This is a genomic window from Kribbella sp. NPDC026596, assembly GCF_040638415.1.
In the GTDB taxonomy this organism is placed as follows: Bacteria; Actinomycetota; Actinomycetes; order Propionibacteriales; family Kribbellaceae; genus Kribbella.
This window is the reverse complement of the sequence record NZ_JBEZYF010000093.1, coordinates 1-14,316: the sequence shown is the minus strand read 5'-3', so window position 1 is coordinate 14,316 and position 14,316 is coordinate 1. Positions and strand designations below refer to the sequence as shown.

At 68.2% G+C, this 14,316-nt stretch carries 12 protein-coding genes; 8 read left to right on the top strand and 4 right to left on the bottom strand.

Annotated elements, in window-relative coordinates:
• The first annotated feature begins 126 nt into the window (after window positions 1-126).
• From AB0E63_RS42250 to AB0E63_RS42225, 6 genes are all read left to right on the top strand, one after another.
• Complete coding sequence (locus AB0E63_RS42250) at window positions 127-600, top strand: hypothetical protein (RefSeq protein ID WP_360379276.1); 474 nt, start codon at window positions 127-129, stop codon at window positions 598-600.
• A gap of 96 nt (window positions 601-696) precedes the next feature.
• Window positions 697-2,073 (top strand): FAD-linked oxidase C-terminal domain-containing protein, encoded by a 1,377-nt coding sequence (locus AB0E63_RS42245; RefSeq protein WP_360379274.1) that lies wholly within the window; start codon window positions 697-699, stop codon window positions 2,071-2,073.
• 139 nt (window positions 2,074-2,212) lie between these two features.
• Window positions 2,213-2,851, top strand: a complete 639-nt coding sequence (locus AB0E63_RS42240) for a hypothetical protein (RefSeq protein ID WP_360379271.1) — start codon at window positions 2,213-2,215, stop codon at window positions 2,849-2,851.
• A 49-nt stretch (window positions 2,852-2,900) separates the two neighbouring features.
• Window positions 2,901-3,566, top strand: coding sequence for a two-component system response regulator CseB (cseB, locus tag AB0E63_RS42235; RefSeq protein ID WP_360379269.1), 666 nt, complete (start codon window positions 2,901-2,903; stop codon window positions 3,564-3,566).
• A 3-nt stretch (window positions 3,567-3,569) separates the two neighbouring features.
• Window positions 3,570-4,814 (top strand): HAMP domain-containing sensor histidine kinase, encoded by a 1,245-nt coding sequence (locus AB0E63_RS42230; protein ID WP_360379266.1) that lies wholly within the window; start codon window positions 3,570-3,572, stop codon window positions 4,812-4,814.
• Between the two features lie 81 nt (window positions 4,815-4,895).
• A complete protein-coding gene (locus AB0E63_RS42225) occupies window positions 4,896-5,309 on the top strand; it encodes a hypothetical protein (protein ID WP_360379264.1) in 414 nt (137 codons plus the stop codon).
• 110 nt (window positions 5,310-5,419) lie between these two features.
• Here AB0E63_RS42225 and AB0E63_RS42220 read toward each other — a convergent pair whose 3' ends face one another.
• The 3 genes from AB0E63_RS42220 to AB0E63_RS42210 all read right to left on the bottom strand — a co-directional run bounded on the left by AB0E63_RS42220 (window position 5,420) and on the right by AB0E63_RS42210 (window position 11,400).
• Window positions 5,420-9,172, bottom strand: coding sequence for an endo-alpha-N-acetylgalactosaminidase family protein (locus tag AB0E63_RS42220; protein WP_360379261.1), 3,753 nt, complete (start codon window positions 9,170-9,172; stop codon window positions 5,420-5,422).
• Between the two features lie 177 nt (window positions 9,173-9,349).
• Window positions 9,350-10,549: a fumarylacetoacetase gene (fahA, locus tag AB0E63_RS42215; protein WP_360379259.1), complete on the bottom strand. Its 1,200-nt coding sequence runs from the start codon at window positions 10,547-10,549 to the stop codon at window positions 9,350-9,352.
• Complete coding sequence (locus tag AB0E63_RS42210; RefSeq protein WP_360379257.1) at window positions 10,546-11,400, bottom strand: hypothetical protein; 855 nt, start codon at window positions 11,398-11,400, stop codon at window positions 10,546-10,548. Before AB0E63_RS42210 ends, fahA begins: the two co-directional genes overlap by 4 nt.
• A 74-nt stretch (window positions 11,401-11,474) precedes the next feature.
• Here AB0E63_RS42210 and AB0E63_RS42205 point away from each other — a divergent pair, with 74 nt between their 5' ends.
• Together AB0E63_RS42205 and AB0E63_RS42200 are read left to right on the top strand one after the other, a co-directional pair.
• The gene (locus AB0E63_RS42205; RefSeq protein ID WP_360379254.1) at window positions 11,475-12,668 is read left to right on the top strand and encodes a homogentisate 1,2-dioxygenase domain-containing protein; all 1,194 of its coding nucleotides are present in this window, start codon (window positions 11,475-11,477) and stop codon (window positions 12,666-12,668) included.
• Between the two features lie 37 nt (window positions 12,669-12,705).
• On the top strand, window positions 12,706-13,326 hold the full coding sequence (locus AB0E63_RS42200; protein ID WP_360379251.1) for a hypothetical protein: 621 nt from the start codon (window positions 12,706-12,708) through the stop codon (window positions 13,324-13,326).
• 4 nt (window positions 13,327-13,330) lie between these two features.
• Here the strand turns inward: AB0E63_RS42200 and AB0E63_RS42195 are convergent, their stop codons facing one another.
• Window positions 13,331-14,128 carry a polysaccharide deacetylase family protein gene (locus AB0E63_RS42195; protein WP_360379248.1) on the bottom strand — a complete coding sequence of 266 codons (798 nt, stop codon included), beginning with the start codon at window positions 14,126-14,128 and terminating at the stop codon, window positions 13,331-13,333.
• Window positions 14,129-14,316 lie beyond the last annotated feature (188 nt).

Below are 14,316 nucleotides of genomic sequence, written 5' to 3'. Positions count from 1 at the left end.
GGGCCGGGGGCAACTGGATACGGCGTGTCGCCGTCCGATTACCGGAATGACTGTTGAGGCAGGGGCTGTTCGCGTAGTGTGCCTTCCTGAGCGGGCGTCGGGGCGCACGTTCAGGAAGGGTTCGTCATGAAGACTCTGGGCATTCTGCTCAGCACCGCGGGCCTGGCCGGGGTGGGCGCGTTCGCGCTCGCCGCGACGCCGGCCCAGGCGGCCGAAGCCGCCACCTGCTCAGGTGCGAGATCCATCTCGTCGGCGCCGATGCTGCGCGACCACAGACCGCCCAGCTGGGGCACCGTCCGGCTGGTCCGGGACAGCTGCTCGCAGTACTGGGCCGAGATCACCATGGCCTCGCCGCTGGTCGCCAACGCGAAGGCCAACGCCTTCCTGGTGCAGTACGGCGGCGCCAACAACGGCCGGGTGCTCAGCTGTGACAGCAGCGGCGGCAACGGCTCGGTGATCCAGGGTCAGCGGACCTGCCGCACACCCAAGGTCAAGGCGACCGACAGGGCGATCACGTTCGCCGCGATCGGCCGTGAGTACCACAACTACGGCGGCGGCTACGAGGAGATCTCGGAGAACTCCACCAAGCGCACCCGCTGACCCGCTCACCCGCTGGGGTGACGCGTGGGGTGATTCTTCCGGAACCGGACACCGTTACTCGCGCGTCACGTCGGAGGCAGGAACTAGGCTCGCGGTATGAGTGACGTGGTCGAGCAGTTGCGGCAGGCGTTGCCTCCTGAGGCACTGGTGACGGATCCGGACCGGATGGAGAGTTTCCGGTACGACCGGGCGATGTTCTGCCCGGCCGGCGTGCCGCTCGCCGTCGTACTGGCTCGGGAGACCGCGCACGTGCAGGCGGCGGTGCGGATCGCGAGCGAGGCCGGCGTGGCGATCGTCCCGCAGGGCGCCCGCTCCGGCCTGTCCGGTGCGGCCAACGCGCTGGACGGATGCATCGTGATCTCGCTGGAGAAGATGGACCGGATCCTGGCCATCGAGCCGGTCGACCGGTACGTCGTCACGCAGCCCGGCGTCTACAACGCCGTACTGTCCCGAGCGGTCGCCGAGCACGGACTGTTCTACCCGCCGGACCCGTCCAGCTGGGAGTTCTGCTCGATCGGCGGCAACCTGTCCACCAATTCCGGCGGCCTGTGCTGCGTGAAGTACGGCGTGACCACGGACTACGTGCTGGGTCTCGAGGTCGTACTCGCGGACGGACGGGTGCTGCGGACCGGCCGGAAGACCGTCAAGGGTGTGGCCGGGTACGACCTGGCCAAGTTGATCGTGGGCAGCGAGGGGACGCTCGGCATCATCACCGAGGCGACCCTGGCGCTGCGGCCGCAGGCGGCCAAGCCGAAGACGATGGCCGCGCTGTTCGGCTCCGGCGTCGGGGCCGGTGAGGCGATCATCGAGATCATCCGCAGCGGCGTCTCGCTCAGCCTGCTGGAGATCATGGACCGGACCACGATCCGCGCGGTGAACAAGTACAAGCGGATGGACCTGCCGGACGAGGCGGCGGCGATGCTGATCGCCCAGTCGGACGCGGGCGGCGAGGCCGGCGCGGCCGATGTCGCCGCGGTGGCCAAGCTGTGCCGCGACTTCGGCGCGCTGGAGTGCATCGAGGCGGAGGACGACGCCGAGGGTGAGCTACTGCTGGAGGGCCGCCGGGCGGCGCTGACCGCGCTCGAGCAACTCGGTACGACGATGATCGACGACGTCGCCGTACCGCGCTCGCGGCTGGCCGAGTTCATCGGCCGGATCGAGGAGCTGTCGGCCGAGCTGGACATCACGATCGGCGTCCTCGGGCACGCCGGCGACGGCAACATGCACCCGACGGTCGTCTTCGACCAGGCGGACCCGGCGCAGGCCGAGCGGGCCCAGGTCGCGTTCGACCGGGTGATGGAGATCGGGCTGGAGCTCGGCGGCACGATCACCGGTGAGCACGGCGTGGGCGTCCTGAAGCGCACCTGGCTGGTCGAGGAGATCGGCCCGGTCGCGATCGACGTGCACCGGGCGATCAAGAACGCCCTGGACCCGAAAAACCTGCTGAACCCGGGGAAGGTCGTCGCCGGGTAGCGGCTGTGACTCAACCGCAATGGAACTGCCGAGGCCATTCGACGTCCATGGCCGCCGAATGTGACGTCCGGCCAGCACTATGGAAGGTAGTTGTCTGAATCTCCCGGGGGAATCGATGAGGCAGGGTAGGAGGCGCCCTATGCGCACGCGGCCTGCGGGGCGTCCCCCGTTCGCGGTGCCGGGCAGATTCCGCCGTTCCTTGATCGTTGTCGTGGCAACCTTCCTGGCCCTGACCGTCCTGTCCGCCTGCGGCAACGGCGGCGGGCTGCGGGTCGAGGGAGCCGAGGCGCCGCCGACCAGCCCGACGCCGTCGACGGTGATGGGCACCAACGGCTTCCAGCCGGAGCCGAAGCAGACGCCCGTAGTGGCCGTCAATCTGGCTCAGGTCCGGGTCAAACTGCTCGCCGATCGGCGGACGCCGGACTACGCGCGGACGGTGCTCGAGAAATGTACGGTGATTTCGCGTTGCCTCAGCAGGGGTAAGACCGTTGATGTTATGCACAGTGGTTCACCCCAGCAGATCGTTCTGATCCACACCCTGGAGAAGTTCGTCTTCGGCTTCTTCCTGATCGCCGTCACGCCCACGGGCGTGCCGCGGCCGATCTGGAACCTGAAGGTCGATCTGCCGACCGTGAACGCCAGCCCACAGGGTGATCTTGTGGTCGAGTCGAAGATCTTCGCGATCGACGACCCGGTCTGCTGCCCCTCGGGCAGGCGGGTCGAGGTCTACCGTTGGAACGGTCGGCAGATGACCAAGGTGAGCTCGACGGACCAATAAGGGAGACTGAAGTTCGGTGGTACCGGAAGAACCGACAGCGCGCATTCTCATGGTCGAGGACGACGCGGTGATCCGTGAGGCGACCCAGTTGACCCTCGAACGCCATGGGTACGACGTGACCACGGCCGAGGACGGCCTGGAAGCGATCGAACGATTCGAGAAGATCCATCCCGACGTCGTGATGCTCGACATCATGCTGCCCGGGCTGGACGGGATCTCGGTGTGCCGCCGGGTCCGGGAGACCAGCACGGTTCCGATCGTGATGGTGTCCGCGCGTGGTGACGCGCTCGACGTCGTACTGGGGCTGGAAGCGGGCGCGGACGACTATGTGACCAAACCGTTCGACACGCAGGTCCTCGTGGCCCGGCTGCGGGCGGTGATGCGGCGCGCGGTGTCCGATCCGGAGCGTCCGGCGCCGGCGGCGGGCTCCGGCGTGGAGTCGTTCGGCGACCTCGAGCTGGACCGGGAGGCACTGGAGGTACGGCGTAGTGGCACGACCGTGCAGCTCACGCCGACCGAGCTCAAGCTGCTCATCGAGTTCGCCAACAACCCGGGTGTGGTGCTGAGCCGCTCGACCCTGCTGCAGCGGGTCTGGGACTACGAGTGGGGCGGCGACGGCCGGCTCGTCGACGTGCACCTGCAGCGTCTGCGGACGAAGATCGGTGCCGACCGCATCGAAACCGTCCGCGGGTTCGGATACAAGCTGCGGGCTTAACGGATGGGACTGCGCGGCAAGCTCGGTCTCATTTTCCTGCTGGTCTCGTCGCTCGCGATCCTGGTGCTCTGCGTCGCGGTCTACACCCAGGCCCAGTCGGCCCGGCTGGACCGGACGCGGAGCTTCGCGGACGAGCGGATCCAGCTCGCGGCGCAGAGCTACGACACCAACGACGTACCGGTGTTCGGGGCGAAGCTCGACGATCCCGAGCTGCCGCCGCAGCTGCGCGAGGCGGTGCTGGAGGGCAAGCGGGCCACGTTCAAGACCGGGTCGCCGAAGGCCAAGATGTGGGCGGCGGTCGGGGTCAAGGACGGCAAGATCCTCTCGATCGAGCAGGATTACGAGACCAGCGACGACTCGATGAAGGCGCTGCAGCAGGCCCTCGTCCTCGGTGGGTTCGGCACGGTCGCGCTGGTCGCCCTGGTCAGCGTGATCCTGGCCGGCAGCCTGTCGAGGCGGATCGTCGCGGTCGCCGGGACGGCGCGCCGGATCGCGGCCGGCGACCTCGACGCGTCGGCGGCTGAGGCAGTTGGCAAGGGCAAGGACGAGGTGCAGTCGCTGGCCGGTGCTCTGGACACGATGGCCAGTTCGCTGCGTGGTCAGCTTGAGGCGGAACGGCGCTTCACCGCTGATGTGGCGCACGACCTGCGTACTCCGGTGACGGGATTGACCACTGCGGCCGAGTTGTTGCCGCCGGGACGGCCGAGCGAACTGGTCCGGGACCGGGCCAAAGTGCTGCGCCGGCTCGTCGAGGACCTGCTCGAGATCGCCCGGTTCGACTCCGGCGTGGAACAGGCCGACCTCGAGCTGGTCGGGTTGACCGCGTTCGTCGGGTCCGCGGTCGGCCGGCTGCGGATGCAACAGGCGCTGGCAACGGACAGCGTCGTCGTCAAGCAGGTCGGCCCGGAGGTCACGGTGTCCACCGACTCGCGCCGGATCGAGCGGATCCTGGCCAACCTGATCGTCAACGGACTGCGCCACGGTGAGCCGCCGATCGAGGTCACGGTCACCGGCCGGACCGTCGAGGTGGTTGACCACGGCAACGGTTATCCGGAGGAGCTGATTGCCGAGGGCCCCCGTCGGTTCCGGTCCGGGATGGCCGAGCGTGGGGTCGGCCACGGCCTCGGCCTGACGATCGCGGCCGGGCACGCGAAGGTGCTCGGCGCCGAGCTGACGTTCGGCGAAGCCCCTGGTGGTGGGGCGTTGGCGAGGCTCGTGCTGCCGGCCGAGCCTGAGACGGAGTCGTAACACAACTATTCGCGAAGCCACCGCGTCTCCTCTTGCGACGGGTTCACCGAGAGCCCGACACACGAGGGGAAACTACAGATCATGCGTTCTCAGTTCGTACGTCGTTCGGCCGCTGTCGTCGCGGGTGTCGCTCTGGCGGCCGGTGGTCTCGGCATCGCCGGAGCCTTGCAGGCCAACGCGGCCGGCACCAAGGCGACCACCGTCAGCGCGCCGGTGGCTGCGAAGTCGATCACGATCAAGTCGGACAAGGCCACCGCGAAGGTCTGGGCGAAGATCTCGTTCACCGGCAAGACCAGCGGGATCGCGAAGAACACGGTCGTCCAGGTGCAGCGCTTCGAGAACGGCAAGTGGGTGAACTTCCCGGCCACCACCAAGGTGACCAGCAAGGCGACCTACTCGGTGTGGGTGCAGAGCGGCCGGGTCGGCGTGAACAAGTTCCGCGTCGTCGCCGCCAAGACCGCGAGCGCTTCGGTGAACGTCACCATCACCAAGTGAGGCTGTCCCGCTCTTGAGGGGGAGCGGGACTAGGGGGTGGCAACGGGGACTGGGGACCTGGGACAGGCAATAACCTGTCTCAGGTCCCCAGTTGGTGTCTGAGGCCCCGGTTAGTGGGTGCCGTAGACGTTGAGTTCGGCGGCGGATCCGAAGACGGCGCCGTTGAGGGAGCTGGTGCCGACGAACTTGACGAATCGGCCGGGTTTCGCGGCGAAGGTCAGCCGCTGGGTCGCTGTCGAGTTCGGGAACTCGCCGGTGGCGACCGGCGTACCCCAGGTCTGGCCGTCGGTGCTGACGTAGAGCTCGTAGCCCTTGAACATCCCGTTCGTCCCACTCTGCCGCGGCAGGTAGCTGAACCCGTCCACCTGGTACGTCGAGCCGAGGTCGAGCGTGATGTGGTGCGGGTACGTCGTCGGCGTCGGCACCTCCGACCACGCGGAATGCCAGATGGTACTGGGGTTTCCGTCCAGGGCTTCGGTCGCCGCACCACCCGTGCCGACGTCCTCACTGCTCACGTCCGCCACCGTGATCCGGGACTGCGGAACGATCCCCGGCGGCAGCACAGTCGCCTCAGTAGTGACCGTCGCCTGACCACCCGTTGCCGTCAGCACATACTTGCCTTCCGGTGTGCCAGGCGGCGGCGTCACGTCCCACTTGGTCGTCACGCTGGTGCCCGCAGCAACAGTCGCGTGGGTCACGGGGGTCGTCGCCGCCACGGTCCAGCCGTCCGGAGCGGTCAGTCCCAGCGTGATGTTGTTCGCGGCAACGACATCGTTGTTGGTGAACGTGGTGACGACCGTGTTCGCCTCGCCGGAGACGAGACCGGTCTGCCCTGTCACCGCTACCGACGTGCAGTCCGCCGGCTCCGACGTCGTACCGAGATCGGTGACGGCGAAGTTGTCCATGATGAAGTCGGCCTGGTCGCCTCCGCTGGACAGCTTGCGCAACCCGACCCAGTAGTCGCCGCCGCACCCGGCCACGAACTCCTGGCTGAACGCCGCCTTCGTCCGCTGCTCACCGATCGGTGTCGCCTTCACCTCGACCACGTCCGGTCTGTCGACCGCTTGGACCCAGGCGTACTGACCGGCGCGGCCGCTCTCGTAGTCGAAGCTCACCTTGTACTTGTGCCCCGGCTGGAAGTTCACCGTCGACGGCGTGGTCCGGTAGACGATGCCGTCGTTCTCTTCATGGGACTTGAGCGACCACTCGCCGTCGAGGACATCGTCGACCAGTTTGCCGTTCCAGCCGGCCTGCGTGTACGGCGCATGCTTGCGAGCGAGCACCGTCCGCGGGTCGGTGACCCCGCCGGCATCGCCCTTCACAAACGGTCCCCAGCCCTGGTCGACGTTCTCGAAGTCGTCGACCAGGCCGGCCGCTGAGCGCTTCGTCTCCACCACGCGGACATCGTCGATCCGGACCTTCGCGGCACCCGCGGCAGCACCGATGGTCAGGTCGGCGCTGTCACTCTTGGCCTCGAAGACGACGCGAGCGCGTTGGTAGTACGACTCATGCTTGTCGTCGGAGGCAACCATGTTCTGCGCGGTCGACCTCGTCACCACGTTGCTCACGCCACCGGCCGACAGCGTGGTCGGCCGGGACTTGCCGGGCTCGACCTCGACCCAGGCGGAGGCACTGTAGATCCGGCCGCGGGTGAGACTGGTGATGCGCTGCTGGAGCGTCGACGACTTGGTGCCCAGGGATGCGACGTGCTGGCCGTTCGCGAGCGTGTCGATCTTCGCGCCACCGGTCGCCTTCCACGCGGCGAGGTTGCCGGCGTTGAAGCCAGGGTCGTTGAGGTACGTGCCCTCGCCCCAGTTCGCGGACGTAGGTGACGGCGCTGCGTCCGGGTAGATCACGTACGGCTGACCGGCCTTGGCGTCGAGGGTGATCGAGCCGTTGTGCACCGGGGCGGTCGTGACCTTCACCCGTCCGTTGTCGGTCAGCTTGTAGACGGAGAAGTTCCGGACGCCCGTGAAGGAAGAGGGAACCTTCCAGGTGGTCGCGCCGCCGGCCGGGTTGTAGTGGTAGAGCTTCTTGTTGCCGTCCCACGGCAGCAGGTACTTGTCGCCGTCGAGGACCTTCGCGGCACCGACGTACATAGTCCGCTTGCCGTTCTCGACCGCGCCGTGGACGCCGCCGGTGAAGGTGATGTCGTTGCTGTTCCAGTCGGTGATCTTCTGCTGCTGCAGGAACTTGGCCGGTAGGTTGCGCTGCCAGATGTTGGCGTAGAACGCGTTCCAGTCGGTCTCGCCGGTCCAGCCCTCGAACTCGACGATCGCGGACTGACCGAGGATCGGGTCGCTGTTCCAGACGTCCTTCTCGTGGTTGCGGACGAACCGGATGATCTGGGAGTTCAGGCCCTTGTTGGTCGCGCCGCCGTAGTCGAGGTCGTTGGCCCAGTGCGACCACAGCGACGTCCGCTCGTGCCGGTCGGCCCACTCGGTCGCGACCTGCCAGCCCTGGCCGGCGAGCTGCCGGGTCAGGCCGTCGGCGAGCCAGCCAGACTGGTAGTACACGTCGATGTAGAGCTCCTGCAGGTTCTTGTCGGTCTCGTCGCGGAGCTGCTGGAACCGCTGGACGATGTTGCCCGAGGCAAGGTCAGGACGCTGCTTGATGTAGTAGCTCTGGTTCAGCCAGTTCCAGCCCTTGGCGCTCTTGTCGACGAGGTCCTCGCTGAACGCGTTCGCCTCCGGGTAGGACTCGGTCGCGTTCACGTGGACGCCGAAGGCGGCGTTCCAGGCCTTGCCCTTCTTCAGCAGGGTGTTGAGGTCGGTCAGGCCGCCGGCACGGACGTTGTAGTTGCCGCCGTAGTCCGGGTGCGCCGAGTCGTGGCCCTCGGAGCCGTACCCCTTCAGGATGGCCATCTGCCCGAGGCCGTCGGTGGCGAGTGAGATCCGCTTGACGTCGTCGAGGGTGCGCAGGAACGGGTGCGTGGCCTGGCTGGCGAAGTTGAACGGGATGTGCGTAATGACGCGGTCCTTGACCTGGTCGCCGCCCTGCGGCTCGGTCATGATCGAGCGGAACGCGATCGCGCCGTCCTGCCAGTCGACGGTCTGGTCCTGGTTCGCGTCCGGCGTCACCACGACCTTTGCCCACGGCAACGGCTCGGTGGACGGCGAGGTGTCGGCGCGGTAGGTCCACTGACCGCTCCAGACGCCGACGCGGGCGCTGCCGTCGGCCGCCTTCCGGGCGCGGTGCCAGAACCGGGCACCGTCGTCGGCGGACTGGCCGGACGGCTTGTCGTAGACCGAGTTCGACTCGATGCCGGCGGCCAGGCCGCTGGTGTTCACGAACGCGTACGCCGCTCCCGTCGCGGACGGCTCCGCCGCGGTGGTCGCGGTGACGGGCGTGATCTTGTCCGCGGTCCGGGTGGAGTCCGGGTCCAGCGTGGTGAACGCGGTGGTCGCGCCGGCGTCCGTACTCGCGACCGACACCAAGTCGTGGTCGGGGATGTCGATGGTGTGCACGCGACTGGTCTCGGTGTCGCGGACCGCGTCGATGGCGAAGGTCGTCACGCGGCCGGTCACGCTCAGGCTCGCGTCCAGCTCCACGCCGGGCAGCCCGTCGAAGGCGAGTCGGTACGCCGCTCGCCCGCCGCTGACCGTGGGCGGCGCGGACAGGTGCGCCGTGCGGGCCACTCCGTCGATGGTTACGGTCGAGATCGCGTCCGGCTGGCCGCCGAGGGCCTGCCCGGAGGCGGTGTCGACGTACTTGATCACCCGCGGGAAGTCGGCTCCGACGGTGACCGTCAAGTCGCCCGACCGCAGCGTCAGATCGCCGGCCGCGTGCGCGCCGGCAGGCACGCTCAGCACGCCGGCAGCCAACGCTACTGTCAGTACTCCACACCCCACTGAACGTTTCATGCGGAGAAAGTTCGCACGTAACAGTCAACGCGTCAAGAGAAACGAACACAAATGAACAAGAACAGCCTCGCCTTCGGCTCGGCGGAGTGGTGGTGGGCCTCGCCTTCGGCTCGGCGGAGTGTGGTGGGCCTCGCCCGGCTGGTGGGTGGGCCTCGCCTTCGGCTCGGCGGGGTGGGGTTACGCGCGAACGATCTTCCCCGTGACCTCGCCGAGGCCGAGGCGGGTGCCGGTGGAGGTGGTGGCCCAGGCGGTGATGGTTACCTCGTCGCCGTCCTCGAGGAACGTGTGCTCCCTGCCGTCCAGGACGAGGGGCTCGCGGCCTCCCCAGGTGAGTTCGATGAAGGAGCCGCGTTGGTTCTTCGCGGGGCCGCTGACAGTGCCCGAGGCGTACAGGTCGCCGGTGCGGACCGTGGCGCCGTTCACCGTCATGTGGGCGAGCATCTGGGCGGGGGACCAGTAGAGGTCCTTGTACGGCGGGGTGCTCACCAACTGGCCGTTCAGATGGACCTCGAAGGTGATGTCGTAGTTCACCAGGTCGTCGCTCGCGAGGTAGGGCAGGACCGGCGGGTTCTGCGCCGGAAGCGGGACGGCTGCCGCCTCCAGCGCGTCCAGCGAGACCACCCATGGCGAGATGGACGTAGCGAACGACTTCCCGAGAAACGGGCCTAGCGGCACGTACTCCCACGCCTGCAGATCCCGCGCGGACCAGTCGTTCACGATCACCACGCCGTACACGTGATCGCGGAAATCCTCAACGGACACAGGGGTTCCGAGCGCGGACGGCGTACCGACGACGTAGCCGAGCTCGACCTCGATGTCGAGGCGCTGGGACGGTCCGTACGTCGGGACCGCCGCGTCTGGCGGCTTGCGCTGACCCGACGGGCGGACGATGTCGGTGCCGCTGGCAACGATGGTGCCGGCGCGGCCGTGGTAGCCGACCGGGAGGTGTTTCCAGTTCGGCAGCAGGGGCTCGGAGTCCGGGCGGAACAGCCGGCCGAGATTCGTCGCGTGCTGCTCGGAGGCATAGAAGTCGACATAGTCGGCGACCTCGAACGGCAACTGCATGGTGACCGCGGACTGGGGGATCAGATGCGGCTCGACGGTGTCGCGGTCGTTCGGGTTGCGGATGAGCTCGAGCAGCCAGTTGCGGGTCGCCCGCCAGGCCGGCCGCCCGAGCGCGAGGAACGCGTTCAGTGTCGGCTCGGCGAACAGTTGCGATCCGTCCAGCATCTGCGCGGACGCGACCGGCGCGAGATCGATGATCTGGTCGCCGATCGCGGCCCCCACCCGCGGCTCCTCGTCGTTGTGCCGGAACACGCCGAGCGGCAGGTTGTCCGGCCCGAACGGCGATCCGTCCGGAATGTCGATCCAACTCACAGGGTCTCCAGCAGCTTCAGGGTGGTCAGGTCGTGGCGGGGTTCCTCGATGCTGCAGGAGCCGAACGAGGTGAACCAGCGCCGGGTTCCGGCGGCCTGATCCTCGGACAACGTCCGGGCCCGGTCAGCGAGAGCGTCGCCATCCCGTGACGCCAGGAGCGCCGCCAGTTCGTCCTGCGAGGCGCCGTCGAGGGACGCGCGAGTGGCGAGCAGCACGTTCAGGAAGCCATGGTGCTCGAATCCGGTATCTGATGCGGTGTGCCGGATCGCGTTGTGCAATCCGGCCGTGCACTTGAACGCGACCTCGCGGTCCAGGCAGGCCGTGATGAACGCCGCGACCTGGCTCTCCGACGGGAACAGCGAGGTGTCGAGTCCGCCGGTTCGCAGTTTGGCGGCGTATCCGGCGTCGGCGACGACATCGAGCGCTCGCTCCCAGGCTCCGTCCAGACCGATCTCGACGTACGCCGTCTCTTCGTCGAGGCAGTCGTCACACGCGCGGACGACGCGGAGTGCGTTGCGGGACAGGTCGTCCTCGGCGCGCAGCCGGACCTCGATCGCCTTGACCTCGACGTCGCTGGAGCGGTCGCCGTACCGGACCGCGGGCTCGATCCCGCCGGCGCCACCGGTGATCACGACGGAGACCTCGAGCGGTCCGCCGCCGGTCCGGGCGGCCTCCGCGGCGACCTTCATCAGGTCCTCGTCGGTGCACACGAACGGTCCGACCAGCTCGGCGTACGGCGACCGGCGGTGCACGCGGTGGGCGGTGACGGCCTCCGGCAGGGGGAGATCCCCGGGCGGGAACATCGCGGCGTCGTCGACCAGGTGCCGGAACAGGGCAGGGACGGTTGACATGGCTCAGAGCCTAACGGATGCTTTCGGTAAGCGGACGCAAGCGTTCGGATATCGAACATGCAGGAGCAGGAAAGATGGCGTTCTACCGGCAGGTCGGGCAGGTTCCACCGAAGCGGCACACGCAGTTCCGGAAACCGGACGGCGGGCTGTACTACGAGGAGCTGATGGGGGAGGAGGGGTTCTCATCGGACTCGTCGCTGCTGTACCACGCCGGCGTACCGTCCGCCATCGTCGATTCGCAGGTGTGGGACCTGCCGGACCTCGCCACCGTCGCCAACCACCCGCTCACCCCGCGGCACCTGAAGCTGCACGACCTGTTCACCGACACCTCGAAGAGCAACGCGGTCGAGGACCGGCGGCTCGTGCTCGGCAACGGCGACGTCCGGATCTCGTACGTCGTCGCCGAGCAGCCGTCGCCGTACTACCGCAACGCCATCGGTGACGAGTGCGTGTACGTCGAGAAGGGTTCGGCGACCGTGGAGACGGTGTTCGGGGTGCTGAACGCGGTCGAGGGCGACTACGTGATCATCCCGCGCGCGACCACGCACCGCTGGCTGCCGGGGCCGAACGGCGTTCACGCGTACTGCATCGAGGCGAACAGCCACATCGCGCCGCCGAAGCGGTACCTGTCCCGCTACGGACAGTTCCTCGAGCATTCGCCGTACTGCGAACGGGACCTGCACGCGACGACCGAGCCGCTCGTGGTCGACGACACCGACGTCGAGGTGCTGGTGAAACATCGGGGCAGCGGGCCCGGCGGGATCGTGGGTAGCCGGATGACGTACGCGACGCATCCGTTCGACGTGGTCGGGTGGGACGGCTGTCTCTACCCGTACACGTTCAACGTGAGCGACTACGAGCCGATCACCGGGCGGATCCACCAGCCGCCACCCGTGCACCAGGTGTTCGAGGGGAACAACTTCGTGGTCTGCAACTTCGTGCCGCGGAAGGTGGACTACCACCCGCTGTCGGTGCCGGTGCCGTACTACCACTCGAACGTCGACTCCGACGAGGTGATGTTCTACTGCGGCGGCGACTACGAGGCGCGGAAGGGGTCGGGGATCGGCCTCGGCTCGATCTCGCTGCATCCCGGCGGGTACGCGCACGGTCCGCAACCGTCCGCGATCGAGGCGTCGCTGGGTGCCGAGCGGTTCGAGGAGCTCGCGGTGATGGTCGACACGTTCCGCCCGCTGGAACTGGGCGAGGGCGGCCAGGCGGTCGACGACGGCGTCTATGCCTGGACCTGGGCGGGCCGCCGAAACTCCTGAGTCCACGCTGCCCTGGATCCTGTGGGATTCTTGGGCGGTGAGCGTGGACGGGGAAGCCTTTGTGGTCGGCATCGATCGGGAGGCGGTGCTGCGGCGGCGCGACATCGTCCGGACGGTGGAGCGGCGCGGCGCCTGGGTGACTCTGGCGATCGGTGCCGTGGGCATCGTTGCCGCGCTCTACGTGCTGATCGCGTTCCGGGGCTCCGGGCTGTGGCCGTTCGCGCTGTTGTTGATCCTGGCAATGATCCCGCTGGTGCTCAGTACGCTGCTGGCGTTCCGGCTGCAGGCCGAGCGGAAGCGGTGGTACGCCGCCAACGAGCTGCAACCGGTCGCGATGCGGATGACTCCCAAGGGACTCGAGCTGGCTTGCGACGGAGCGGCGTACCCGGTGGTCCTGCCGTGGCAGTCGGTCCGCGGCTTCCGGCAGCAGAAGCTCCTCGGCCAGTACGCCCTCGAGCTCGACCTGCCCCCTGGCATCGGCGCCACCACCGCGGGCGTCCGCGGCCTGGACCAGCCGGCTGTCCGGGCCGTCGTGAAGCCGAATCCGTTCCTCCGCCCGACCGGCCTGTTCCTGGTCAAATCCCTGGATCAGCCGGTCCACATCATCGACGAGGCGCTCAAACACTTCTCCCACGGCACCGCCGGAGTCCGCCGCTGACAGGTCAGCAGGGCAGTGCGTGGTACGTGTAGCCCTGCTTGGTGAGGGTGGTCAGGGCTCGGTCGAGGGCGGCGACGGTTTCGGAGCGGTTGCCGCCGCCGTCGTGCATCAGGATGATCGCGCCCGGCCGGGCGCCGGCCAGGATCGCGTGCTCGATCCGCGCGGCACCCGGCTTGGTCCAGTCCTTCGTGTCGACGTCCCACAGGACCTGCCGCTGGTGCAGGGCCGCCGCGGTCGCCTCGATCTTGGCGTTCGTGGCCCCGGTCGGCGGGCGCAGGCATTTCGACTTCACCCCGGAAGCGATCTCCTGCCGCATCTTCGCGTCCGGCAGGTGGGTCAGCGTCTTGTGGTCCCACGTGTGATTGCCGACGTGGTGTCCGGCGGCCCGTTCGAGGGTCAGCAGGTCGGGGAACTGCGCCACCTGGATGCCGAGCACGAAGAACGTGGCGTGTGCCTTGTGCTTGCGCAGTACCTGCAGGACCTTCGGCGTCCACTCGGGCTGCGGTCCGTCGTCGAAGGTCAGGTAGAGCACCTTGCCGTGCCCGGTCAGGTTCCAGTCGTCCGGTGCGGTCGTGGCGTTCGGGTGCTTCGGTTGTGCCGGGCGTTGCGGCTTCCGCGTTCCGGACGAGGTGCCCTGTTTGCGGGTGATCGGCGTACTGAGCGGTCCGTGCTCCGAGGATGTCTCGACCGTGGACGCGGCACTGGTGTTCGACGAGTCGGAGGGCTGGGCGGCCTGAGCGAGGACGGCACCGCAGAGGAGGGCGGCGACCAACGGCAGAAGCTTGCCGGGCGGCTTGGTCATGCCGGGCATCTTCTCTCGCGCACAGGGCCATCCTGGCATCGGGTCGGGGTGTGTCGCCCGTATCGTGTGCCTGACGCCGGAGACCCCGGCGAAGACGACCGGTGAGGCGGACGCATGACGGACAGCGGTGAGCGGACGACGATGACGCGACGGACAGTGATCGGCGGCGCCGCGGCGCTGGCCGCGGC